Source organism: Kitasatospora sp. NPDC004240, assembly GCF_053603215.1.
The window spans coordinates 14098-37605 of record NZ_JBSGFD010000080.1 but is presented as its reverse complement, the minus strand read 5'-3'; the positions used below and the strand labels follow the sequence as shown (position 1 = coordinate 37605).

Below are 23508 nucleotides of genomic sequence, written 5' to 3'. Positions count from 1 at the left end.
CTGGCACGGTACGGCCGCGGCGGCCGACCGGAAGCGGCGGGAGCGCCGCCGCCGGGCGATGCGCTGGCTGGTGCCGGCGGCCGTACTGATCGCGCTGCTGGCCTTCCTCACCCGCTGCCGCTCCGAACCGCCGCTGGAGGTCACCGGCGTCACCGTCACGGCCGACCCGGCGGACGGCCCGCCCTGCGGGGGAACGGCCGTCCTCAAGGCGGCCGTGACCACCAACGGCCACGCGGGCACGGTGCGCTACCGCTGGCTGCGCAGCGACGGGACCACCTCCGCCGAGCTGTCCCAGCCGGTCCACTCGGGGGAGCACCGGACGGAGCTGGTGCTGCGCTGGACCTTCGACGGGCCGGGGACGATGCGGGCCACCGCGACCGTCGAGATCCTCGCGCCCGGACGGCACGGCGCGGCGGCCTCCTTCACCTACACCTGCCGTCGCTGACACACCGGGCCGCCGCCGGGCCCGCGGGCACCGGGGCGGGAACGCCGCCGGGCCAGGCCGTGCTGCGTGGGGTGCTCCACAGCTCGGCCGGGCCCGGCGGGTCGGCGGTCGGACGGGGACCCGGGACCGGCGGTTCATCGGCTCATCGGTTCATCGGCGGGGGCGCCGACGGTGCGGCGGTTCAGGCCTTGAGGGTCCTGATCGCGGTCGGGGCGTGCTCCGGCAGGGTGGCGAGCTCCTCGAACTCGTTCACCTTGTCGATGTCGTTGCCGCTCATCGAGATGTTGGTGACGCGCTCCAGGATGGCCTCGACGACGACCGGGACGCGGAACTCGGCGGCCAGCTTCTTGGCCTCCTCCAGCGCCGGCAGCAGGCCCTCCGGCTCGGTGACCCGGATCGCCTTGCAGCCCAGCCCCTCGGCGACCTTCACGTGGTCGACGCCGTAGACGCCCAGCTCCGGCGAGTTGAGGTTCTCGAACTCCAGCTTGACCTGGAAGTCGATGTCGAAGTTGCGCTGCGCCTGGCGGATCAGCCCCAGGTAGGAGTTGTTCACCAGGACGTGGACGTAGGGGATCCGGTGCTGGGCGCCGACCGCCAGCTCCTCGATCATGAACTGGAAGTCGTAGTCGCCGGAGAGCGCGACGACCTGGCCCTCGGGGTCGGCGGTGGCGACGCCGAGGGCGGCCGGGATGGTCCAGCCGAGCGGGCCGGCCTGGCCGCAGTTGATCCAGTGCCGCGGCTTGTAGACGTGCAGCATCTGGGCGCCGGCGATCTGGGAGAGGCCGATGGTGGTGACGTACCGGGTCTCCGGGCCGAAGGCCTTGTTCATCTCCTCGTAGACGCGCTGCGGCTTGAGCGGCACGTCGTCGAAGTGGGTGCGGCGCTGCAGGGTGGCCCGGCGCTCCTGGGTGGAGGCGGCCCACTCGGCGCGGTCCTTGAGGGCGCCGGCGGCCTTGAGCTCCCCGGCGACCTCGACGAACAGCTCCAGCGCGGCCTTCGCGTCGGAGGCGATGCCCAGGTCGGGGGCGAAGATCCGGCCGATCTGGGTGGGCTCGACGTCGACGTGGACGAACGTGCGGCCGGCCGTGTAGACCTCCAGGCCGCCGGTGTGGCGGTTGGCCCAGCGATTGCCGATGCCCAGGACGAAGTCGGAGGCGAGGAAGTTCTCGTTGCCGTAGCGGTGGGAGGTCTGCAGGCCGACCATGCCGGCGTTCAGCTCGTGGTCGTCCGGGATGACGCCCCAGCCCATCAGGGTCGGGACCACCGGGACGCCGGTCAGCTCGGCGAACTCGACCAGCAGCTCGGCGGCGTCGGCGTTGATGACGCCGCCGCCGGCGACGATCAGCGGGCGCTCCGACGCCTGGAGCAGCGCGATGGCCTTCTCGATCTGGATCCGGTTGGCGGCCGGCTTGTAGACCGGCAGCGGCTGGTACGCCTCCGGGTCGAAGTCGATCTCGGTGAGCTGGACGTCGATCGGCAGGTCGATCAGGACCGGGCCGGGGCGGCCGGAGCGCATCAGGTGGAAGGCCTGCTGGAACACGCCGGGGACCTGCGCGGCCTCCAGGACGGTGGTCGCGGCCTTCGAGACCGGCTTGGCGATCGAGGCGATGTCGACGGCCTGGAAGTCCTCCTTGTGCAGCCGGGCGACGGGCGCCTGGCCGGTGATGCAGAGGATCGGGATCGAGTCGGCGCTCGCCGAGTAGAGGCCGGTGATCATGTCGGTGCCGGCCGGGCCGGAGGTGCCGATGCAGACACCGATGTTGCCGGCCTCGGCCCGGGTGTAGCCCTCGGCCATGTGCGAGGCGCCCTCGACGTGGCGGGCCAGCGTGTGCTTGATGCCGCCGGAGGCCTTGAGGGCGGCGTAGAACGGGTTGATCGCCGCGCCGGGCACGCCGAACGCGACCTCAACGCCTTCGAGCTTGAGGATCTCCACGGCCGCGCGGGCGGCTGTCATACGAGGCATCGGGTCTCTCCTGCGTCGGCCCGCAGTGGCTCGGAGGGCTCATCTCCTGAATTCCACCATACGGAAGAACGGTTTCTGTATGCGGAAACAAGGTAGGGCGGAGCCTGTCGGGGCGTCAAGGGTGGATTCAACGAAGTGTTGAAGGGGTGAGGGTGTTCCGCCAGGCTGACACGGCAGGTCGGGGGCGCTCCAGGGTGCTTCCTCCAGTCCTCCGGGTGTCCACGGCGCCCGTCCTCGTCTATTGCTGCAAGTGACCCCTGGGTGGTGGCGCGGCCCGTGGTTCGCATACCCGCTCGTTCCGCGAACTGGCGTGCCCGTGGAGTGGCCGGTTCCGGGCCAGGAAGCGTGCCCGGCGTGGTGTCCCGGTGAAGGGTTCGTGTGCGAGGTCGGCCCGTTCGGGCGCCCTGGGTACCGTCGGTGGCACGCCGGGCCGACATGGTTACCGTTTCCAATCAGGGGCCGCGGCCGGGGGGTTCGCGCCGGCGTCCGCGCCCGCACGACCCCGTCATGCATCCGACGACGTCCGTTCCGACGCCCCGCGCCACCTTCGACGCCACGCATCCGACGGAGCGCGCCCCGCCGCCGCGCCGCCGCCCGCGTCATCCGGGCGGCCGTGCCCCGTTCCGTCGCCTCCGCCGGTCACCCGCCGGCCGCCACCGCATCACCCCACCACCGCACCGCCCCGCCGGCCGTCCGGCCGGCACGGGACCCCCGTCGCACCAGCACGTCCGCCGCCGGCGGGCGCGCGGAAGGAACGCACCCATGGACCGTCCGAAGAGCCCGCCGGGCCGCCCCCACGAGAACGCGCCGCCCGGCCGCGCCCGTCCCCGCCGCACCGGCCGGTCCTGTCGCCCGACGGGCCGGGTGTCGCGCGCGCTGCGCGCCGTCCCCTGGCGCCACGACCTGCCGGCCTCGTTGGTGGTCTTCCTGGTCGCCGTCCCGCTCTGCGTCGGCGTCGCCGTCGCCTCCGGTGTGCCCGCCGAACTCGGCCTGGTCACCGGTATCGTCGGCGGCCTGGTGGTCGGCGCCCTGCCCGGCAGCAGCCTCCAGGTCAGCGGTCCGGCCGCCGGGCTCACCGTGCTGGTGTACGAGGCCGTGCAGGAGTACGGGCAGAGCGCCCTCGGGGTGCTGGTGCTCGCCACCGGACTGCTCCAACTCGCCATGGGAGCGCTGCGGTTGGGCGGGTGGTTCCGGGCCATGTCGGCCTCCGTGGTGCACGGCATGCTGGCCGGCATCGGGCTGACCCTGCTGTTCGGGCAGCTCTACGCGATGGCCGACCGCCGGGCGCCCGCGAGCGGTCCGGAGAAGATCGCCGGCCTGCCCGCCCTGCTGGGGGACGCCGCGACCGGGTCCGCCGCCCCGGCCGCGGTGGGCGTCGGCGTGGCGACCCTGCTCACCCTGGTGCTCTGGCCGTACCTGCCGGCGCGGGTGAGGCTGTTGCCCGGCCCACTCGGCGCCGTCGGGCTCGCCGCCGCCGTCACCGCGGTGGCGGGCCTGCCGGTCGCCCGGGTCGAGGTGGCCGGCCTGCTCGACGTGGTCGAGCTGCCGGACCGGGCCGCGCTCGGTGCGCTGGCCGGCACCGCCGGCCTCGGCACCCTCCTCGCCTTCACCCTGATCGCCTCCGCCGAGACCCTCTTCAGCGCCGCCGCCGTCGACCGGATGCACCAGGGCCCGCGCACCGAGTACGACCGCGAGCTCACCGCGCAGGGCGTCGGCAACGCGATCTGCGGCCTGCTCGGCGCGCTGCCGATGACCGCGGTGATCGTCCGCAGCGCCGCCAACGTCCAGGCCGGCGCCCGCACCAAGGCCTCCCGCGTCCTGCACGGCCTGTGGCTGCTGCTGTTCGCCGCGCTGCTGCCCGCCGCGCTGGGACTGATCCCGCTGGCGGCGCTGGCCGCGGTGCTGGTGCACGCGGGTGCCAAGCTGGTGCCGGTGCGGCGGATCGTCGCGCTGGGCCGCGAGCACCGCGGCGAGGCCCTCGTCCTCGGGGTGACGGCGGTCGCGATCATCACCACCGACCTGTTCCAGGGGGTGCTGCTCGGCATCGGCCTGGCGGTGGTCAAGTCGGCCTGGCAGACCTCCCACCTGCACATCGGCGTGGACGACCCGGCCGCTCCGGCCGCCGGTGCCGAATCCGCCGCCGAGTGCGGCATCGGTACCGTCGAGGCCCCGCTGCGGGTCCGGCTGAGCGGGAACGCCACCTTCCTCCGGCTGCCCCGGCTGCTCGACACCCTGGAGCGGCTGCCCGCCGACCGCCCGGTGGAGCTCGACTGGTCCGGGCTGCGCCACCTGGACCACGCCTGCACGGTCGCCCTCACCACCTGGGCGGCCCAGCACCGGGCCCGCAGCACCGCCCCGCTCGCGGTCGAGCCGCCACTGCCGACCGTGGGGTGACGTGCGGGGTAGGTTGATCGCCCAATGATGGGGCGAGAGGAGCAGGAGAGCCGTGATCGCAGCGTTTTCGGTCACCCCGTTGGGGATCGGTGAGGACGTCGGGGAGGCGGTCGCCGCCGCCGTGAGGGTGGTCCGCGAGAGCGGGCTGCCCAACCGTACGGACGCGATGTTCACCAGCGTCGAGGGGGAGTGGGACGAGGTGATGCCGGTGATCCACGCGGCCATCGAGGCGGTGAAGCGGTACAGCGGCCGGGTCAGCACCGTGATCAAGATCGATGACCGGGCCGGCGTGACGGACGGGCTCACCGCCAAGGTGGCCTCAGTGGAGCGGCACCTGGGGGCGGATCACTGACCGGGCGTCACCGGCCGCCGTCCGTCCGGTAGGGGACGGGCGGCGGCCGGTGACGGTCGCGCGGGTGGGTGCCGGTCAGGCCGCGTGCTGGGTGGCCCGGGCGGACTGTCGTTCGAGGCGGGTGCCGGACGTGGGTAGCAGCTGGTCCAGGGCGAACGGGCCGGGGCCGAGCGCCGCGATGGCGAGGAAGGCCCAGGCGAACATGGCCGAGGCCTCGCCGCCGTTCTGGATCGGCAGGAGCGCGTGCTCCTGGTGGACGGTGAAGTAGGCGTACGCCATGGAGCCGGAGCAGATGACCGCCGAGGTGCGGGTGCCGAGGCCGACCAGCACCAGGACGCCGCCGATCAGCTGGATGACGGCGGCGTACCAGCCGGGCCACTGGCCGGCCGGGATGGTGCCGCCGCCCTTGGCGCCGCCGAACACGCCGAAGAGGGAGGCCGCGCCGTGGCAGGCGAAGAGAAGTCCGACGACGACCCGATAGGCCGTCAGCACCAGTGGACGGGCGCTCTGGAGCGCTGAGTTGGGGATCGCTGGCATGGGGGATGCCTCCTGTGTGGGGGACAGGCAAGAGGCGGTAAGGGTAGCTTTGGTCTAGTCCAATTGACAATACCCGGACAACTCGGCACCCGGCTGGATCCGCTACGGAGAATGCGGGATCCCGGGTCGGCGCTCCTCGGATTCTTGACCGGTCGGTCTGGATATGACTAGGGTTCAGGACATGGCACGGACCAAGGAATTCGACCCGGACGCCGCTCTGCAGTCGGCCCTGGAGCTGTTCTGGGAGCGCGGCTACGAGGCCACCTCGATGGCCGACCTGGTCGAGGGCCTGGGCATCGCCCGGGCCAGCATCTACGCCACCTTCGGCAGCAAGCGCGAGCTCTACCTGCGCGCGCTGGAGCGCTACGGCGAGCAGAACGAGCCCACGCTGCTCGCCGAGCTGTCCCGGCCCGGCCCGGTGCTGCCGGCCGTCCGCGCGCTGGTGCTGCGCTACGCCCGGGAGTCCGCCGAGGACGGGCGGGGCTGCTTCATCGCGAACACCGCGGTCGAACTCGCCCCGCGTGACCCGGTGCTGGCGCGCAGGGTGGAGACCAGCTGGGGCTACCTGGAGACCCTGCTGACCACCGCCCTGGTCCGGGCCGCGGCGCAGGGCGAACTGCCCGCCGGCCGCGATCCGCGTGCCGTCGCCCGGATGCTGCTGGTGCTGCTCCAGGGCATGCGGGTGGTCGGCAAGACCGGCGAGGGCTGGCCGCGGCTGCGCGACGCCGCCGAGCAGGGGCTCGCGCTGCTCGGCTGAGGGCCGCCGGGCCGGGGTGCTCGTCCGGGGGCTGCTCGACCGGGGTCGCTGGGCCGGGCTTGCTCGGTCGGTGGTCCGGGCTTCGGCGGTTCGCTGCGCCGATATTGGATCGAACGGTCAATATAGTTTCGGGGGTTGAAACCATGGAATCCCAGGCCTTACGACCTGGCGCCGCCCCACCGGGAGCCGCGGGGGCGAGCCGCGCGAGGTCCGGCTTCGCACTACTCGGCGCCGTGCAGGCGACACTGATCTTCACGATCATGATCCTCACCGTGCCGCTGCCGGTGGTCGCCCGCGAGTTCGACCTCGGCCCGTCCGGCGTCCTGCTGCTCAGTGCCGCCTACGGACTTTCCTTCAGTTCCCTGCTGCTGCTCGGCGGCCGGCTCACCGACCGCTACGGCGGCCGCCGGCTGCTCCGGGCCGGCCTCGCGCTCCTCGCCGTCTCCTCGGTGGCCGCCGCGCTCGCCCCCGGCTTCACCGTCCTGCTGGCCACCCGCTTCACCCAGGGCGTCGGCGCGGCCCTGGTCGCCCCCGCCGCCGTCGCCGTGGTCCGCGCGCTCCACCCCCGGCCCGACGCCTACGGACGGGCGATGGCCACCTGGGGCGGCCTCTCCGTCCTCGGCGCCACCTGCGGCAACCTGCTCTCCGGCGTGGTCGCCGCCTGGGTCTCCTGGCGCTGGCTGTTCGCCGTTCCCGTCCTGGTCGCACTGCTCGGGCTGGCCCTTTCCGGCCGGCTCCTCCCGCCCGCCGCACCCGCCGCGACCACCCCGCCCGCCCTCGACCTGCGCGGCGCCGCCCTGGCCACCGCCGGTATCTGCGCGGCCAGTTACGGCCTGATCGAGTACGGCGAGCACCAGTGGCGGGAGGGCGTCGTCCTGCTTCCGCTCGTCCTCGGCACCCTGCTGCTGGCCGTCTTCGCCGCCGCCGAACGCCGCACCCGCGACCCGCTGCTCCCGCCCGGCTTCCTCGCCGACCGGACCAGGGTCGCCGGTCTCGCCGCCGTCATGGCCACCGCCGCCGGCACCGGCCTGGCCTCGCTGCTGCTCGCGCTCCACCTCCAGCAGCAGCGCGGCTGGAGTGGGTCCGCCGTCTCGGCCGCCTTCCTCCCGTACGCCGCCGTCCTGGTCGCCGCGGGCCGGGCGGCCGGCCCGCTGATCGCCCGTCACGGCGCCCGGACCGTCACCGCCACCGGGCTGGCCCTCGCGGCGGCCGGACTGGGACTGCTCACCGGGATCGCCCCCGACACGGGGTACGCCGCCGGGCTGCTGCCCGGCCTGGTCCTGCTGCCGGCCGGCGCCGGACTCGCCTTCGCCGGCGCCGCGGTGCTCGCCACCGACGGCGTGGCGCCCGAGCGCACCGGGCTGGCCGCCGGCGTCCTGAACACCGCGATGGAGCTCGGCCCCACCACCGTGCTCGCCGCCCTGATGGCGCTCGCCGCCACCCGACCGACCGTCGTCGGCGGCTACGCGGCCGCCTTCGCCGCGGCGGCGGCCGGCCTGGCCCTCACCGCCGCCGCCGTCACCGTCCTGGCCCGCCGCGCCTCCCGCCCGGCCGGCCCCGAGAACCCCCGCACCGTCCCGACCGGGATCCCGCACGGGACCCCGCACCAGCGCACCGAGGAGTACGTGTGATGACCGCACGATTCACCGACAAGTCCGTCCTCGTCACCGGTGGTGGCACCGGCATCGGCCGGGCCATCGCGCTCGCCTTCGCCCGGGAGGGTGCCCGGGTCGCCGTCGCCGGTCGCACCGCGGGCACGCTCGCCGAGACCGTGGCGCTCATCGAGGCCGAGGGCGGCCGGGCGCTCGCCGTGACCGCCGACGTGACCCGGGGGCAGGACGCGGCCCGGCTGGTCCGTGAGGTGGTGGAGGGGTTCGGCGCCCTCGACGTGGCGGTCAACAACGCCGGCGCGCTCGCCGCGATAGCCCCCGTCGCCGACATCGAGGAGGACGACTGGCGCCGGCTCCTCGACGTCAACCTCACCGGCACCTGGCTCCCGATGAAGCACGAGATCGCCCACATGCGGGCCCACGGCGGCGGAGCCATCGTCAACATCTCCTCCAACCTGGGCACCCACGTCCGTGTCCCGTCCCTCGGCGCCTACGCCACCACCAAGGCCGCCGTCGCCACGCTCACCCGTAGCGCGGCCCGCGACCACATCGCTGACGGCGTGCGGATCAACTCCGTCAGCCCCGGCCCGGTGGACACCCCGATGTCCTCGCGGCCCGGCGAGAACGCCGCCGACAAGGCCGACCGGATGAAGGAGCAGGTGCCGGTCGGCCGCGCCGGCCGGGTCGAGGAGATCGCCGCGGCCGTCCTCCACCTCGCCTCGGACGAGGCCGCGTACACCGTCGGCGCGGACCTCGTCCTCGACGGAGGCGTCTCCGCCTGAACCACACCGCACCGTCGAGGGGGTGATCCGCCGGCCTCCGGCGGATCACCCCCTCGCGTGCTCGCGGGTCAGGCGGACAACGCCTGCGGGTCCTCGCCGGTCTCGGCGCAGACGGCGGCCAGTTCGTCCAGGGACAGGCCGAGTGCGTGGGCCAGCGCGGCCACGGTGAAGAACGCGGGCGTGGGGGCGCGACCGGTCTCGATCTTGCGCAGGGTCTCGGCGGACACCCCGGCGGCGGCCGCCACCTCGACCATGCTGCGCTCGCCGCGCGCCCCACGCAGCAGCGCACCGAAACGCTCGCCGCGCTCACGTTCCCAGGGGGTCAGCGGGGTCCTCACCATGCCGCCCACTGTAGCCCCTCGACACCGCCCCACCGTCCGGTCGGTCGTTCGGGCACCGTACGTGCGTACGGCCGCCGTCCTCCCGCCTGCCGGGGCGTGCCGCCTCCCGCCGGCTCTGCTCGCGGCCTCCCGCCGTTCCCGTCATGCCTGTAGCCCCCTGTGTCGCCGACCCGTCCCCGTGGGAGGTGTCGCCGTTCCTCGTCACTTCCCTTCGCGTCCGCCGCCCCCTGTCGCCCGCCCGCCCGTTCCCGCGCCGGGCGCCGCCGTTCCTCGCGGGCGCCCGTCCGTCCCCTCGCGGAGCGCCGCCATCCCGCCCCTCGCCCCCGCGCGGAGCGCACCCCACCTCCGCCACCCGGCAGACCGTGATAGAAATACCGGTATAAGAATTGGCGAACCAATAGGGGAGGCAGCGGCATGGTGGAGCTCAAGTCGGAGGCGGCGCTCGGGGCGATGCGGGAGTCCGGGCGGGTGGTGGCGCGGGCGTTGGCGGCGGTGCGGGAGGCGGCCGGGGTGGGGGTGAGCCTGCTGGAGCTGGACGAGGTGGCCAGGGGCGTGCTGCGGGAGGCGGGGGCGAGCTCGCCGTTCCTCGGGTACCGGCCCTCCTTCGCGCCGGTGCCGTTCCCGGCCGTCATCTGCGCCTCCGTCAACGACGCCGTGGTGCACGGGATCCCGGACGGCTACCGGCTGCGCGACGGCGACCTGCTGAGCGTCGACGTCGGCGCCGTCCTCGACGGCTGGGCCGGTGACGCGGCCGTCAGCTTCGTCGTCGGCGCCCCGCGACCCGCTGACCGGGAGCTCATCGACACGACCCGGCGGGCCCTGGCGGCCGGCATCGCGGCGGCCGTACCGGGCAACCGGATCGGCGACATCTCGCACGCCGTCGCCACGGTGGCGCGCCGGGGTCGGTACGGGATGCTGGAGGGCTTCGGCGGCCACGGCATCGGCCGGCGGATGCACGAGGACCCGCACGTGCCCAACGAGGGCAGCCCGGGCCGTGGTTACCGGCTGCGGCCGGGCCTGGTCCTGGCGATCGAGCCGATGCTGCTGGCCGGCGGTCGCGACGGGTACCTCACCGACGCCGACGGGTGGACGCTGCGCACCGCCGACGGCAGCCGGGCCGCCCATGTGGAGCACACGGTGGCGATCACCGAGGACGGGCCGGTGATCCTGACCCTGCCGTGAGCGGGCTCAGCCCAGCAGCCGCAGCCGGGTGTCCGCGACGCCGACCCGTACGCTCTGGCCCCAGGTGAGCCGGAGGGCGTCCGACTCGATGCCGTCCCCGAAGGCGACCAGCTGGTCCGACTCCACCGTGAGGACGAGCCGTTGGGCGCCGTCCAGCAGCCCGTGGACCCGGCTGGTGCCGGTGGCGGGGGAGGGCCAGGCCTCCCGGACGAACCAGGCGAGCGCGGGGGCGGCCGGACCGGGCAGCTCGAACGGGCCGCCGCGTTCCAGCCAGGCGGAGCGGCACCAGCCGGTGGCGCCGGTCCCGGTGCCGATCAGCACCCCGGACGAGGCCTGGGCCTCCCCGGCCTCCTCCCGGCCGGCCGCGCCGCCACCCGGGCCACCGGGAGCGCCGCCACCCGCTCCATCGGCCGCGGCGCCGTCCCCACCACCGGGAGCGCCGCCACCCACCTCACCGAACGCGAGCCGGTACCGCGCGGTCTGGTGCCCCGGTTGCCCGAGGTACACCTCGTTGAGCGCGAGCAGCCGCTGGGTGTCGTCGGCGACCGCCTCGACCATGGTGCGCTCCTCGATGTGCCCGGCGGCGGTGCGCGCCACCGCGGCGGGCAGCAGGGCGGGCAGCGCCTCGGCGCGGTGGCGGACCAGGACGCCGGGGTTGCGGCCGGGGTCGGCGTCGACGCCGATCACGGGCTGCCCGGACAGGTACTTGGCCACGTTGGCGACCAGCCCGTCCTGGCCGACCACGACCACCACGTCCCCGGGTTCGAACAGGAAGCGCGGCAGGTCGGCCCGTTCGACCCGGGTGCGCCGCCAGTCCAGCGGGACGGCGGCCGCGGCCAGCGCCAGCGCCTCGCCCTGCAGACGGTGGCGCCGCTCGACCTCGGCGGCCGAGCGGCCGCGCGAGGCGAGGAAGAACGCGGCCTGGCCGGGCGTGCCGTGCTGGGCGATCAGCTCCTCGTACTCGGTGCGGCGGTGGACCAGGACCGCCCGGGGCGCGAGGGTCACCGGAGGTCCCCGGCCGCGGCGCCGTCGGTGCGGCCGAGCTTGGCGAGCAGCCCGGTGAGCACGTCCGGGGTGAGCGTGATGCTGTCGATGGCGGGCAGGTGTTCGGCGAACCGCATCAGGGCGAGCGCGCGCAGCACGGCCGGGTCGGCCTGCTGGTGGGCGGCCAGCCAGGCGGCCTCGGCGGCGGCGCGGGCGTCGCCGAGGGCCCGGGCGGCGTCGGCCTCGGCCTGGGCGAGCCGGGTACGCCGGTCGGCCTCCGCCTCGGTGCGGACCCGGTCGGCGACGGCCTTCTCCTCGGCCTCCAGCCGACTGTTGGCGCCCTGCTGGGCGAGCAACTGCTCCTCGCGGCGGGCGAGTTCGATCCGGTTGGCGAGCTCGTTCTCGGCGATGCCGCGTTCGTGCTCGACGGCGACCGCGCGCCGTTCGAAGGTGGCCCGGTCGGCCTCCTGCTGGACGAGTTCGCGGGCGGGGGTGCGCAGTGCCCGTTCGACCTCGGGTTCGGGGCGCAGGGCGACGACCCGGACGGCGATGACGGCGAGTCCGGTCTCGGTGATGCGGGGTTCGGCGGCGAGGCCGTCGGCCATCCGTTCGCGGACGGCGGCGACGCCGTCGACCAGGGCGGTGGCGAGCGGGGTGCGGGCGAGCAGGCCGAGGGCGTGCTGCTGGGCGGTCTCGGTGAGCAGGGTGGCGAGCTGGTCGAGCGGCGCGGCGCGCCAGGCGCCGGTGTCGGGGTCGATGCCGAAGTCGACGCGGGTGGCGGCGACGGCGGGTTCGGTGATCCGGTAGGTGAGGGTGGCCTGGACGGTGACGTCCTGGAAGTCGGAGGTGCGGGCGTGGAAGAGCATGGCGAGTTCGCGGTCGTCGACCGGTACCTCGGAGAGCGCGGCGCTGAGCGGCCGGAACCAGAAGGCGAGGCCCGTCCCCTCGTGGGCGACCTCGCCGCGGCGCAGGTGGCGGATGTGGGCGGTGGGGACGGCGCGCAGGTGGCGCAGTCCGAAGCGCTTGGTGATGTCGGCCATGGTGGGTCCCCTCCCGGGCGTCTTTTCGTCAGGAAGACGATATTCCGCCACGGTCGATCTCGTCAAGATGACGAAAAGCCCTGCGGTGGTCCGCCCGCCCCACCCGCCGTGGCAGGATCGCCGTGTGCAGAGGACAGCGGAGCGGTGGACGCGGCGGACGCGTGGGACGGCGCGGACCTGGGCGGCGGCCCTGCTGGCGGCCGCCTGCGCGGTGCTGCCCGCCGCGCCTGCGGCCCGTGCCGCGGACGGCCCCGGCGAGCTGTTCACCATCACGGACCCGCGGATCGCCGAGTCCAGCGGCCTCGCCGCCAGCCTGGCCCACCCGGGCATCCACTGGACCCACAACGACAGCGACGACGGTCCGTACGTCTACGCCGTCGACGCCAAGGGGAAGACCGTCGCGACCCTCACCCTGCGCGGGGTCCAGCCCCGCGACGTGGAGGCGATCTCGCTGGGCCCGGACGGCCGGCTCTACCTCGGCGACATCGGCGACAACCTCGGCGGCAAGTGGCCCGAGGTGTGGATCTACTCCTTCGCCGAGCCCAAGGAGTTGCGCGACCAGACCGTCGACACCGTCCGCCACAAGGTCCGGTACGAGGACGGCCCGCGCGACGCGGAGGCGCTGATGGTTCACCCGGTGACCGGCCGGGCGTACATCGCCAGCAAGAACCAGGGCGGCGGCGGGCTGTACCAGGGCCCCGAGAAGCTCTCCACCACCGGGGTCAACACCTTCCGGCGGGTCGCCGAGGTGCCCTGGGTGACCGACGGCGCCTTCTCCCCGGACGGCACCCGGCTGGTACTGCGCGGCTACTTCTCCTCCACCCTCTACCGGTGGAAGGACGGCGCCCCGGCGCAACTCGCCCAGCTCACCGCGCCGTTCCAGCGCCAGGGCGAGTCGGTCAGCTTCACCGCGGACGGCCGCGCGGTGCTGTACGGCACCGAGGGCAAGGACAGTCAGGTGTGGCGCGCCCCGCTGACCGGCGACCAACTCCCGGACACCGTGCGGCCGGCGGCCGACCCCACGACGGCCCCCTCCGGAGGCGCGGGCGCCCCGGCCCCGTCCGGCTCCGCCGCGGCCGGGGCGGCGGGGACGGCGGGCGGGTCGTCCTCGTCCGGCTCCTCCGACCAGGCGCTGGGCGTGCTCTTCCTGCTCGCGATCGGTGGGGCCGTGTACGGACTGCGCAGGAAGAAGCGCTCCTGACCCTCGGCCCCGCGCCGCCGGACGCCTTGACGGACCGTCCCGCGCCCTGACGGTTCTGTCCGGCTTCCGGCCGGTTCGGGCGGGGAGGCGCTCCGGATCCGGTGAAGCTGTGGCAGATCTGTGACAAACCTCGGCGAACACGCGTCCCATACCCGGTATGCGCGGACGTAGTGTTCCTGCATGTCACCGAAGCGTCCCATACCTGCCCAGGACCCGGGCGACACCTGGGTCCCGCGCCCCCGGCAGTCACCGCTGGCCATCGCCGGGCACGCGGTGAAGTTCCTCGGCTACAGCACGCTGGCCGGTGTCCTGCTGGCCGGGCTCGCCCTGCCGGCCGCCGGAGCGCTCGGACTGACCGCCAAGAGCGGCGTCGAGAGCTTCGAGGAGGTGCCGGACGACTTCCTCGCCCCGCCGCTGCCGCAGGCCACCAACATCTACGACGCGCAGGGCGGCAAGATCGCCACCATCTACGAGCGCGACCGCACGGTGCTGACCGCCGAGCAGATGGGCCAGACCATCCGTCAGGCCCAGGTCGACATCGAGGACGCCCGCTTCTACGAGCACGGCGCCGTCGACCTCAAGGGCGTGCTCCGGGCGATCAGCAAGAACGCCGAGAGCGGCTCCACCGTCCAGGGCGCCTCCACGCTGACCCAGCAGTACGTGAAGAACGTCAACGTGGAGAAGGCCGGCGAGGACAAGGAACAGGTCGCCGAGGCGCAGCGCAAGACCCTGGGCCGCAAGATCCAGGAGCTGAAGGTCGCCATCAAGCTGGAGGAGGACCTGAGCAAGGACCAGATCCTCACCAACTACCTGAACATCACCTTCTACGGCAACAAGGCGTACGGCATCGAGGCCGCCGCACAGCGCTACTTCGCCAAGCACGCCAAGGACCTGACCGTCCCCGAGGCCGCGATGATCGCCGGCCTGGTGCAGAACCCCACCCAGTACGACCCCAAGGCGCACCCGGTGGCCGCGCAGAAGCGGCGCGACGTGGTGATCGACAAGATGGTGGAGAACAAGCACATCACCGAGGCGCAGGCCAAGGAGGCCAAGGCGACGCCGCTGGCCCTGAACTTCCAGGCCCCGCGCAGCGGCTGCATCATGGCCAACGCGGGGACGGGCTTCTTCTGCGACTACGTGCGCCACGTGGTCAAGCAGGATCCGGCGTTCGGCAAGACCGCCGCCGACCGCAAGAAGCTCTGGGACCTCGGCGGCCTCAATATTTACACCACCCTGGACCCGGTCAAGCAGGCCGCCGCGCAGAACGCGGTGAGCGGCAAGGTGCGGGTCACCGACACCGTCTCGGCGGCCGCCACCATGATGGAGCCGGGCACCGGCAAGATCCTGGCGATGGCCCAGACCCGCCCGTACGGCCTGGACCCGGCGAAGAACGAGACCGTCCTCAACCTGAACGTGGACGCCGCGATGGGCGGCGGCAACGGCTTCCAGCCCGGCTCGACCTTCAAGCCGATCGTGGCCGCCGCCGCCCTGGAGGCCGGGCTGCCGCCCACCCAGATCTACCCCTCGCAGAACCGCATCGAGTGGCCCAACATGCGCACCTGCGACGGGATGTGGAAGAACAACTACAAGGGCAAGGAGCGCACCGTCCCCAACGAGTCGGCCGGTGAGATCGGCCCGTACGACCTCAAGCAGGCGATGGCCCTGTCGGTCAACACCTACTTCGTGCAGATGGAGCAGGAGATCGGCCTCTGCGCCGTCAAGCAGATGGCCAACAAGCTGGGCATCAACGGCAAGGCGAGCGGCAAGGCGCTGGAGGAGGGGCCGTCGATGGGCCTCGGCACCCAGGAGATGTCCCCGCTGACCATGGCGAACGTCTACGCGACCTTCGCCGCGCGCGGCAAGTACTGCACCCCGCTCGCGATCACGAAGATCACCACCGTGGACGGCAAGGACGTGCCGGTCCCGGCCGGGCAGTGCAACCAGGCGATGTCCGAGAGCACCGCCGACGCGATCAACACCGTCCTGCTCGGGGTGACCGAGAAGGGCGGCACCGGCCGCGACCTCGGCCTGGACGACGACCGCCAGATCGCCGGCAAGACCGGTACCACCGACGAGAAGAAGTCGGCCTGGTTCAGCGGCTACACGGCCAACCTGGCCACCTCGGTCTGGCTCGGCGGCCCGGCCGGCGGGGTGTCCATGAAGAACATCAGGATCAACGGCGTCTTCCACGACGAGGTGTTCGGCGCCACCGGCCCCGGCCCGATCTGGAAGGCGGCGATGAACCAGGCGCTCAAGGGGGTGAAGGAGGTGGACTTCAGGACCGTCCACATCCCCGACATGCCGAAGAAGGACCCGAAGGACCCCAGCGGTTCGCCCAGCGGTTCCACCACGCCGGGCACCTGGCCCTCGGGCGGCGCCACGTTCCCGGGCTGGCCGGGCGACAACAGCCCCACCCGCCCGGGTCGCCCGGGCCGCGGCAGCACGCCGCCGCCCACCGGGCGCTGACCCGGCGACGCGCGACCGCCCCCGTGACCTCCGCCGGAGGTCACGGGGGCGGTCGGTTTCCGTCCGGCGAGGCCGTCAGCCGACGCCCTTGGCGGACCAGAAGTCCTGACGGGCCAGGACCGAGGTGTCCGTCTGGTCGGTGAAGAAGCCGTCCACGCCCTGCTCGAACAGGTGGCGCGCCCAGCCGACGGCGTCCCCGTAGGCGGCCTGGTCGGTGCCGCGCCGGTAGTCCAGCGGCAGGAAGCCGTTCTCGTTGCGGACGGTGTACGGGTGCACCACCAAGCCGGCCGCGTGCGAGTCGCGCACCAGCGTGGTCGGCGGCAGCAGCTTGCCGGTGGCGTCGACCGGGGCGATCAGCGTGGTGGTCGGGCCGATCGCGTGCGCGAAGGAGGCGATCCAGCGCAGGCCCTCGGGCTTCACCAGGTCGGCCACGGTGCGCTGGTCGCCGGAGAGCACGAAGTCGTACGGGCGGCTGGTCGGCCCGCTCAGCAGCTGCACCCGCGGGTTGTCGACGAGCTCGGCGAGCCGCTGCAGGCTGCTCGGCTCGAAGGACTGCAGGATCGCCCGCCCGCGCCGGCCGGCCAGCCCCGCCCGCTTCAGCTCGGTGGCCAGGCGCTCCTCCAGCGGCAGGCCGATCGAGCGGAAGTAGCTGGGGTGCTTGGTCTCCGGGTACAGCCAGACGTCCCGGCCCAGTGAACGGGCGCGCTTCTGGGCGTACTCGGCCACCTCGCGGAAGGTCGGGATCGCCCAGCGGCCGTCGTAGAGGGTGTTGCGCTGGCGCTGCTGCGGCAGCCGCTCGCGGGTGCGCAGGGTGCGCAGCTCGGCGAGGGTGAAGTCCTCGGTGAACCAGCCGGTCTGCTGCTGGCCGTCGATGCTCTTCGTGGTCCTCCGGTCGGCGAACTCGCGGTGGTCGGCGACGTCGGTGGTCTCGGCGATGTTGTTCTCGTGGCGGACCACCAGGTGACCGTCCTTGGTCGGCACCAGGTCCTGCTCGATCACGTCGGCGCCCAGCTGGAGCGCCAGCTCGTACGCGCCGATGGTGTGCTCGGGCCGGTAGCCGGAGGCGCCGCGGTGGGCGACCACCAGCGGGTGCGGCAGCCGGTCCAGGCCGGTGCCGGTGCGGACCGGGGAGCGGGTGCCGCGCGCGGCCGACTGCTCGCCGTCCTGGGCGCCCCGGCTGTCCTGACCGTCCTGGCCGTTCTCGCCGTTCTGGCCGTTCTCGCCGGGCCGGTCGGCGAAGGCCTCGCCGGCGCCGGTGGTGGCGAGGGCGGCGGCGCCGAGGCCGACGCCGGTCGCGCGCAGGAACCAGCGGCGCGAGGAGCCGGCCGCCCCCGCCCCGCCGTCCGGGTCCTGCGCCGGGCTGCCGTCGAGCGGACGGTTCGTCATGGGAGCTCCTTCGACCAGGGCCGATCGGCCGGTGCGGTGATCGGATCGTGTGCCCGCAGACTAGGAGCCCGACCGACCCGTCGGGTGGCCGCCGGGCGAACTGCCGGAGAAGTTCCCGTAGGTGACGGCCCCCCAATTATTGACGTACCCATGTCAGTGGCGCACCATCGTGCTGGCGCGCGCTCCCGTTCCTCCCCCTTCCGTGCACCACGGACCCCCACAGGAGGACAGCCATGCGCCTGTCCGGTCGCCGGGGCAAGCCGATCGCGGCCACCGCCGCCCTGCTCGCCCTCGCCCTCGCCGCCCCGCTCACCAGCACCCAGGCCACCGCGACCCCCGCCCGGGACGCCGTCGTGGCCGACGACACCGTCCACCAGTACGTCCTGGAAGGCCCCCGCACCGCCGCCGACCGCACCACGATCGCCGCCACCGGCGCCTCCGTCGACGCCGTCCGCCCCGGCTCGGTCGTGGTCAGCGCGACCGCCGCCGAGGCCGCCCGGCTGCGCGCCCTCGGCTGGCTCCCGGCCCGGCTGCCCGACCCCGCGGACACCGCGGCCGCCGCCGGCTCCGCCGAGGCCGGGGAGGCCGTGTACGACTTCCCCAGCGCCGACTCCGGCTACCACAACTACGCCGAGGCCACCGCCGACATCGACGCCGTGGTCGCCGCCCACCCGACGATCATGCGCAAGCAGGTCATCGGCAAGTCCTACGAGGGCCGCGACATCGTCGCCGTCAAGATCAGCGACAACGTCGGCACCGACGAGAACGAACCCGAGGTGCTCTTCACCGCCCACCAGCACGCCCGCGAGCACCTCACCGTCGAGATGGCGCTCTACCTGCTGCACGAGTTCGGCGACAAGTACGCCACCGACAGCCGGATCGCCGGCGTCGTCAACACCCGCGAGATCTGGATCGTCCCCGACGTCAACCCCGACGGCGGCGAGTACGACATCGCCACCGGCCGCTACCGCAGCTGGCGCAAGGACCGCCAGCCCAACTCCGGCGGCAGCGGCGTCGGCACCGACCTCAACCGCAACTGGAACTACAAGTGGGGCTGCTGCGGCGGCTCCTCCGGTTCCACCTCCAGCGAGACCTACCGGGGCAGCGCCCCCGAATCCGCCCGCGAGACCAAGGTCGTCGCCGACTTCGTCCGCACCCGGGTGGTCGGCGGCAAGCAGCAGATCACCGCCGCCATCGACTTCCACACCTACAGCCAGCTGGTCCTCTGGCCCTTCGGCTGGACCTACAACGACACCGCCACCGGCATGACCGCCGACGAGGCCAACACCTTCGCCACCTTCGGCCGCACCATGGCCGGCACCAACGGCTACACCCCCGAACAGTCCAGCGACCTCTACATCACCGACGGCACCATCGACGACTGGCTGTGGGGCGTCTACAAGATCTTCGGGTACACCTTCGAGATGTACCCCGGCCCCAACGGCAGCTCCGGCTTCTACCCGCCCGACGAGGTCATCCCGCGCGAGACCAGCCGCAACCGCGAGGCCGTGCTGCGCCTCCTGGAGACCGCCGACTGCCTCTACCGCGCCATCGGCAAGCAGCAGCAGTACTGCGGCATCGCCACCTGACGGGCCGCCCACCGGGCCCGGCGGGACCTCACGGCCCGCACATCCGGCCCTTCCCGGTCCGGCCCGGTGAGTCCTCGCCGCCCGCCCCTCCCCGGGGCGGGCGGTAGGCTCGGCGCCTTCGACGCCCCCGGCCCGTCCGGGGGCGTCATGGCGACACGACGGGGAGGACCGGGGGATGGGCGCGACGGGAACCATGGTGGTGGCACGACTCTGGGACGAGGCCGACCCGCCCACCCGCCGGCTGGCCGGGACCGCCCTCAACCCGGCGGCCCCCGTCGACCACCTGCTGCGGCTGCTCGCCGACGGCCCGCCCGCCGTCCGGATGGTCCTGTGCCGTGACCGCGAGCTGCCCGGGCCCGTCGTCGACGCGATCGTCGCCCACTCCGATCCCCGGGCCCGCGGCTTCCTCGCCCGCAACCCGCACACCGACCCCGCCCACCGCGCCCACCTGGTGGACGACCCCGAGTGGCACGTCCGCGCCGCCCTCGGCGACGGCCCGTACGGTGCGATGCCGGCGCCGCCCTGGGCGCAGCCGCGGCCCCTGCCGGACGCCGCCGTCGTCCGGATGCTCACCGAGTTCGAGAACGAGCTCCTGGACGGGCTGTACCGCGTGGCCGACCGGTCGTTCCTGCGGACCATGCACACCCACCCGGTGCCCGAGGTCCGGATCAAGGGCGCCCTGCGCTGGTCCTCCCTCACCCCCGAGGAACGCGAGACCCTGCTCGCCGACCCCGATGACCGGGTCCGCGAGGCCGCCGAGCGGGCCGCACAGCCGGCCGGCCCGGTCCCCGACCGGCCCTGCCACGCGCGGACCCACCTGCTGATGTACGGCCTCCTCGACCCCGCCACCGTGAGCGCCGTCCTCGCCTCCGGACGCGACGAGGAACGCGCGATGATCGCCCAGAACCCCGGCCTGCCCGCCGACGTCCTCGCCCTGCTGACCCGTGACCGGGACCCCCATGTGCGCGAGGTCGCCGCCGACCGTCCCGACCTCGGCCCCGCCGAGGTCGCCGCCCTCGTCACCGATCCCGACCCGGGCGTCCGCCGAACGATCTCCCGCCACCCCGCGCTGACCGCGGCCCAGCGCGCCGTCCTCGCCACCGACCCCGACCCCGACGTCCGCCTGGCGATCTCCCGCCACCCCGCGTTGACCGAGGCCGAACGCGCCGCCGTCGACTACCGGGTCACCCAGGAGCACGCGTACACCCGGAACCCGTACGAACGGACCGGCCGCACCGGGGCCGAGCACCGTCGGCTCGCGACCTCGGGCCACCCGCTGCTGCGCCGCGACGCCGCCGGCCACCCCGGGCTGCCGGCCGACCTGGTGCCGCTCCTCGCCGGGGACCCCGACCTCGGCGTCCGCGTCCTGCTCGCCCTCCACCACCCGGACGCCCCGCCGGAGCTGCTGGTGGGCGCCTACCTCGACCACCCGGGGCCGGCCCGCGAGGAACTGACGGCCCGCCCGGACTTCCCCACCCGGGGACTGGCCCGCTTCGCCGACCACCCGGAGGCCGAGGTGCGGCTGCTCGCCCTGCGGGACCCGGAGCTCGCCCCCGGGCCCGCCGACCGGCTCACCCGCGACCCCGAGGCCCGGGTCCGCTCCGCCGCGGCCCGCCATCCCCGCCTCCCCGCGGCCCGGCTGGCCGCCCTGCTGGACGACCGCGCCCTGGACGCGGACGGCGGTGAACTCGCCTTCGCCGCGGCCGCCAACCCTTCGCTGCCGGTGGCGGAGCTGGACCGGCTCGCGGTGGCCGCCGGACTCCCGCCGCGCCGACCCCCGCGCTGACCCTCCGCCGCCCCTCCGCCGACCCTCCGCGCGGCCGGACGAACGGGACGACGGGCCCTTCAGACCGGGACCGCGGGACGGGGAGGGTGGCCGCATGACAGGAAACCCACCGAACACCGACACCGCACCGAACACCGCCTGCCCCGGCCGCGGTGCGCGCGACGACCATGCCGACCACGCCGAGGACGTCGACCCGCACGACCTGGAGCTGGTCGCCCACCTCTCCGACCCGGTCCGGCGGGCGCGGGAGGCGCTCCTCGCGGTCAACGCCGGCATGCGGCGCGACTACGCCACCCTCAAGTCCGGGCTCGCCGAGCGGCTCGACCCGGTCATCGTCGTCCAGAACGACTCGCGGGGCGGCCGCTACACCCTCGTCCACCGCGGCGAACGGGAGAGCCTGCACCCCGTCCCGCAGGTGTTCGAGCTGGCCAAGTCGATCGCGCACGTCCCGCTCGGGACCTTCTCGATCCTCGCGCCGTACCTGAAGGGGCCCGAGGGTGACGGCTGGATCCGCCCGCTCCAGGACCACGCGGGCACGCTCGCCACCGCCCGCCGCCGGCTCGCGGCCGCCGACCTGCCGCCCGAACTCGCGCGCTCCTGCGCACGGATCCTCGACGCGGCCCTGCGCTTCGCGGGGGAGTGCGTGGGTCGCGGCAGCTTCGGCATCACCGCCTTCACGGAGTTCTCCGGCAGCGTGTACGACGACATCCGCACGAACATGTACCACGCCGCCATGGCCCAGATCGCCGGCGTGGCGGCGGTCATGCGCCGCTGGCGGGACCGGGTCGGCGAGCAGCGCTGGAAGGACCTCTACGTCGTGGTGCTGTCGATCTGGACCACCTCCGTGCTCAACCAGAACACGATCGTCATCAGGCGTTTCATGGACCCCGCCCGGGTGGACACCCACCTGCTCGACCTGCCGACCGCCGAGACCCCCGCCGACCCGGTCGCCACCGCCCTCGACAACCTCGCCCGGATCGTGCAGGACAACGTCGCGGCGGAGCTGGTGTTCCCACTCGACCAGGAGATCGCGGACGCCCTCAAGGGCCGGCAGGACCTGCTCTCCGACGCCATCCAGGAACAACTCGCCTGCCCCTACCGGTACAAGCGACCGCCGTCGCGCGACGCCGTACGGGCCCGGGCGTAGCCCGTGCACGGTCCCGGGCGGGCACGCCCCGGCCCCGTGGCCGGGGTCGCGCTCAGTCGTCCGGGGTCCCGGTGGCGCCGAGCGCCCGTAGCGCGGCGGACAACGCCGGGGCGTCGTCGTGGTCCGGCCCGGCGTCGTCCGGCCCGCCGCCGCTGAGCGGGGACTCCCAGGAACCGTCGTGCCACGGGGCGCTCCGCGCGCCCGCGAGGAGGTACCCGGCCGCGGCCGGGGCCGTGTCGGCGGGGGCGCCGACCGCGGCGAGCGCCGCTCGGACCAGCTCCTCGGCCCGTGCCGGCAGCCCGTCGGCGTTCAGGAGCGGGAGCAGGAGCAGCAGCCGGGCGTCCCGGTCGTGGACGCCGTCCGCGTCCGGGTCGTCGGCGCCCGCCACCAGGGTGAGCTCCCGCCAGGACAGGCCCGGGCCGTACCGCTCGCCCTCGAAGTCGGCGAGCAGCTCGGCCCGGCCCCGGTCGGGTCGGTCGAGCAGGAACTCCACGCGGCCGCCCCGGGCCTGGCCGCCGTGCACCAGCAGGACCTGGTGGCCGGCGCCGAAGGGTATCCGGAACACGGTCGCGTGGGGCCCGCCCCGCAAGAGCTCGTCCAGCGCGTCGAGGTCGGCCCCGTCGGCGCCGAACCACTCCGGCTCGGGCCGCGGATCGTCCCGCGCCGGCCGGCACAGCCCCAGCAGGTGGTCGGCCCAGAAGCCCGGGTGGTCCAGCAGCTCCTCGCCCGGGACCGCCGGGCCGTGGTCGTCTCCGTCGATCAGCACGCGCACAGCCTGACAGGAGCCACCGACAACCCGGGCCACCGACAACCCGGGCCACCGGCCACATGGGCCACCGGTGACCCGGCCCGCCCGGGCGGCGGGCCCTACAACCCGGCCAGCAGCTCGCGGCCCGCCGGCCAGTCGCCGAGGCCCGAGTCGGAGTTGATGTGGCCGTGGGCGCCGATCTCGACGTAGCGGGCGCCCCAGGCCTCGGCGAAGCCCCGGGCGCGCCCGGGGGTCACCCACGGGTCGTCGGTGCTGTTGACCACCACGGAGGGGAAGGGGAGGCGGGTGAGGGCCATCGGGCGGAAGGGGAACAGATCGGGGACGTCCGCCCGGTCGATGTCCGCCGGGGCGACCAGCAGGGCGCCCCGGACGGCCGCCGTACGGCCGGCCGGCGCCCCGGCCGCCCAGCAGGCGACCGTGGCGCAGCCCAGGCTGTGCGCCACCAGCACCACCGGGCCCGCCCCGGCGGCACGGGCCACGGCCGCGTCCAGCGCGGCCACCCAGGGGCCCGGCTCCGGGTGGTCCCAGTCCTCCTGCTCCACCCGCCGGAACGCCGACGGATCGGAGGCCTCCCAGACGCTCTGCCAGTGTTCGGGGCCGGAGCTCTGGTAGCCGGGCAGGACGAGGTAGGTGACGCGGTCCGACATGGGCGGGATTCCTCCGCTGGTGGGAGACGGCACGGGCACCTGGAGTGTATGAACCGGAGCCCGCGAGGGCGCGCGGGGGGCGTACCAGGCGTGCGCGCCGACGGCCGGCGCGCGAGGCGGCGTACGCGCT

At 74.3% G+C, this 23508-nt stretch carries 19 protein-coding genes and 1 pseudogene; 12 read left to right on the top strand and 8 right to left on the bottom strand.

The window, feature by feature from the left end; translation table 11 throughout:
* Positions 1–445, top strand: a pseudogene (locus tag ACWEQL_RS22225) (hypothetical protein); the annotation flags it as partial.
* A 181-nt stretch (positions 446–626) separates the two neighbouring features.
* Here ACWEQL_RS22225 and gcl read toward each other — a convergent pair.
* Positions 627–2408, bottom strand: coding sequence for a glyoxylate carboligase (gene gcl, locus ACWEQL_RS22220; RefSeq protein WP_452152019.1), 1782 nt, complete (start codon positions 2406–2408; stop codon positions 627–629).
* Positions 2409–3170: 762 nt separating this feature from the next.
* Between gcl and ACWEQL_RS22215 the strand changes: the two genes are divergently transcribed.
* Positions 3171–4802 carry a SulP family inorganic anion transporter gene (locus ACWEQL_RS22215; protein ID WP_452152018.1) on the top strand — a complete coding sequence of 544 codons (1632 nt, stop codon included), beginning with the start codon at positions 3171–3173 and terminating at the stop codon, positions 4800–4802.
* A 52-nt stretch (positions 4803–4854) separates the two neighbouring features.
* A complete protein-coding gene (locus ACWEQL_RS22210) occupies positions 4855–5154 on the top strand; it encodes an MTH1187 family thiamine-binding protein (protein ID WP_452152017.1) in 300 nt (99 codons plus the stop codon).
* Between the two features lie 75 nt (positions 5155–5229).
* Here the strand turns inward: ACWEQL_RS22210 and ACWEQL_RS22205 are convergent, their stop codons facing one another.
* Positions 5230–5691: a DoxX family protein gene (locus ACWEQL_RS22205; protein WP_452152016.1), complete on the bottom strand. Its 462-nt coding sequence runs from the start codon at positions 5689–5691 to the stop codon at positions 5230–5232.
* A gap of 181 nt (positions 5692–5872) precedes the next feature.
* Here ACWEQL_RS22205 and ACWEQL_RS22200 point away from each other — a divergent pair, with 181 nt between their 5' ends.
* The 3 genes from ACWEQL_RS22200 (at position 5873) to ACWEQL_RS22190 (ending at position 8840) form a co-directional block, all read left to right on the top strand.
* On the top strand, positions 5873–6448 hold the full coding sequence (locus tag ACWEQL_RS22200) for a TetR/AcrR family transcriptional regulator (protein WP_452152015.1): 576 nt from the start codon (positions 5873–5875) through the stop codon (positions 6446–6448).
* 233 nt (positions 6449–6681) lie between these two features.
* Positions 6682–8079, top strand: a complete 1398-nt coding sequence (locus ACWEQL_RS22195) for an MFS transporter (protein ID WP_452152014.1) — start codon at positions 6682–6684, stop codon at positions 8077–8079.
* Positions 8079–8840, top strand: a complete 762-nt coding sequence (locus ACWEQL_RS22190; protein ID WP_452152013.1) for an SDR family NAD(P)-dependent oxidoreductase — start codon at positions 8079–8081, stop codon at positions 8838–8840. Before ACWEQL_RS22195 ends, ACWEQL_RS22190 begins: the two co-directional genes overlap by 1 nt.
* A gap of 68 nt (positions 8841–8908) precedes the next feature.
* On the opposite strand, the gene ACWEQL_RS22185 is transcribed toward ACWEQL_RS22190, so the two are convergent.
* Positions 8909–9181: a helix-turn-helix domain-containing protein gene (locus tag ACWEQL_RS22185; RefSeq protein ID WP_452152012.1), complete on the bottom strand. Its 273-nt coding sequence runs from the start codon at positions 9179–9181 to the stop codon at positions 8909–8911.
* Between the two features lie 414 nt (positions 9182–9595).
* Between ACWEQL_RS22185 and map the strand changes: the two genes are divergently transcribed.
* Positions 9596–10363, top strand: coding sequence for a type I methionyl aminopeptidase (map, locus tag ACWEQL_RS22180; RefSeq protein ID WP_452152011.1), 768 nt, complete (start codon positions 9596–9598; stop codon positions 10361–10363).
* A 6-nt stretch (positions 10364–10369) separates the two neighbouring features.
* Here map and ACWEQL_RS22175 read toward each other — a convergent pair whose 3' ends face one another.
* The gene (locus ACWEQL_RS22175; protein ID WP_452152010.1) at positions 10370–11368 is read right to left on the bottom strand and encodes a hypothetical protein; all 999 of its coding nucleotides are present in this window, start codon (positions 11366–11368) and stop codon (positions 10370–10372) included.
* Complete coding sequence (locus ACWEQL_RS22170; RefSeq protein ID WP_452152009.1) at positions 11365–12387, bottom strand: SPFH domain-containing protein; 1023 nt, start codon at positions 12385–12387, stop codon at positions 11365–11367. The genes ACWEQL_RS22175 and ACWEQL_RS22170 overlap by 4 nt, the downstream gene beginning before the upstream one ends.
* Positions 12388–12511: 124 nt before the next feature.
* Here ACWEQL_RS22170 and ACWEQL_RS22165 point away from each other — a divergent pair, with 124 nt between their 5' ends.
* A complete protein-coding gene (locus ACWEQL_RS22165) occupies positions 12512–13588 on the top strand; it encodes a hypothetical protein (RefSeq protein WP_452152008.1) in 1077 nt (358 codons plus the stop codon).
* 180 nt (positions 13589–13768) lie between these two features.
* Positions 13769–16054, top strand: coding sequence for a transglycosylase domain-containing protein (locus tag ACWEQL_RS22160; protein ID WP_452152007.1), 2286 nt, complete (start codon positions 13769–13771; stop codon positions 16052–16054).
* A gap of 75 nt (positions 16055–16129) precedes the next feature.
* Here the strand turns inward: ACWEQL_RS22160 and ACWEQL_RS22155 are convergent, their stop codons facing one another.
* Positions 16130–17440: a glycerophosphodiester phosphodiesterase gene (locus tag ACWEQL_RS22155; protein WP_452152006.1), complete on the bottom strand. Its 1311-nt coding sequence runs from the start codon at positions 17438–17440 to the stop codon at positions 16130–16132.
* A 233-nt stretch (positions 17441–17673) separates the two neighbouring features.
* Here ACWEQL_RS22155 and ACWEQL_RS22150 point away from each other — a divergent pair, with 233 nt between their 5' ends.
* The 3 genes from ACWEQL_RS22150 (at position 17674) to ACWEQL_RS22140 (ending at position 21962) form a co-directional block, all read left to right on the top strand.
* On the top strand, positions 17674–19029 hold the full coding sequence (locus tag ACWEQL_RS22150; protein ID WP_452152005.1) for a M14 family metallopeptidase: 1356 nt from the start codon (positions 17674–17676) through the stop codon (positions 19027–19029).
* Between the two features lie 175 nt (positions 19030–19204).
* Positions 19205–20815, top strand: coding sequence for a hypothetical protein (locus ACWEQL_RS22145; protein ID WP_452152004.1), 1611 nt, complete (start codon positions 19205–19207; stop codon positions 20813–20815).
* 94 nt (positions 20816–20909) lie between these two features.
* Positions 20910–21962 carry a hypothetical protein gene (locus tag ACWEQL_RS22140; protein ID WP_452152003.1) on the top strand — a complete coding sequence of 351 codons (1053 nt, stop codon included), beginning with the start codon at positions 20910–20912 and terminating at the stop codon, positions 21960–21962.
* Between the two features lie 52 nt (positions 21963–22014).
* Here ACWEQL_RS22140 and ACWEQL_RS22135 read toward each other — a convergent pair whose 3' ends face one another.
* Together ACWEQL_RS22135 and ACWEQL_RS22130 are read right to left on the bottom strand one after the other, a co-directional pair.
* Positions 22015–22728 (bottom strand): hypothetical protein, encoded by a 714-nt coding sequence (locus ACWEQL_RS22135; RefSeq protein WP_452152002.1) that lies wholly within the window; start codon positions 22726–22728, stop codon positions 22015–22017.
* Between the two features lie 101 nt (positions 22729–22829).
* On the bottom strand, positions 22830–23378 hold the full coding sequence (locus ACWEQL_RS22130; protein ID WP_452152001.1) for an RBBP9/YdeN family alpha/beta hydrolase: 549 nt from the start codon (positions 23376–23378) through the stop codon (positions 22830–22832).
* Between the last annotated feature and the right edge of the window lie 130 nt (positions 23379–23508).

Bases quoted from the DNA above. Each gene is read 5' to 3' on its own strand.
- ACWEQL_RS22170 (WP_452152009.1), bottom strand. From the start codon at position 12,387: ATGGCCGACATCACCAAGCGCTTCGGACTGCGCCACCTGCGCGCCGTC.
- ACWEQL_RS22200 (WP_452152015.1), top strand. From the start codon at position 5,873: ATGGCACGGACCAAGGAATTCGACCCGGACGCCGCTCTGCAGTCGGCC.
- ACWEQL_RS22155 (WP_452152006.1), bottom strand. From the start codon at position 17,440: ATGACGAACCGTCCGCTCGACGGCAGCCCGGCGCAGGACCCGGACGGC.
- ACWEQL_RS22145 (WP_452152004.1), top strand. From the start codon at position 19,205: ATGGGCGCGACGGGAACCATGGTGGTGGCACGACTCTGGGACGAGGCC.
- ACWEQL_RS22160 (WP_452152007.1), top strand. From the start codon at position 13,769: ATGTCACCGAAGCGTCCCATACCTGCCCAGGACCCGGGCGACACCTGG.
- ACWEQL_RS22205 (WP_452152016.1), bottom strand. From the start codon at position 5,691: ATGCCAGCGATCCCCAACTCAGCGCTCCAGAGCGCCCGTCCACTGGTG.
- gcl (WP_452152019.1), bottom strand. From the start codon at position 2,408: ATGCCTCGTATGACAGCCGCCCGCGCGGCCGTGGAGATCCTCAAGCTC.
- ACWEQL_RS22190 (WP_452152013.1), top strand. From the start codon at position 8,079: ATGACCGCACGATTCACCGACAAGTCCGTCCTCGTCACCGGTGGTGGC.
- ACWEQL_RS22215 (WP_452152018.1), top strand. From the start codon at position 3,171: ATGGACCGTCCGAAGAGCCCGCCGGGCCGCCCCCACGAGAACGCGCCG.
- map (WP_452152011.1), top strand. From the start codon at position 9,596: ATGGTGGAGCTCAAGTCGGAGGCGGCGCTCGGGGCGATGCGGGAGTCC.
- ACWEQL_RS22130 (WP_452152001.1), bottom strand. From the start codon at position 23,378: ATGTCGGACCGCGTCACCTACCTCGTCCTGCCCGGCTACCAGAGCTCC.
- ACWEQL_RS22185 (WP_452152012.1), bottom strand. From the start codon at position 9,181: ATGGTGAGGACCCCGCTGACCCCCTGGGAACGTGAGCGCGGCGAGCGT.
- ACWEQL_RS22140 (WP_452152003.1), top strand. From the start codon at position 20,910: ATGACAGGAAACCCACCGAACACCGACACCGCACCGAACACCGCCTGC.
- ACWEQL_RS22150 (WP_452152005.1), top strand. From the start codon at position 17,674: ATGCGCCTGTCCGGTCGCCGGGGCAAGCCGATCGCGGCCACCGCCGCC.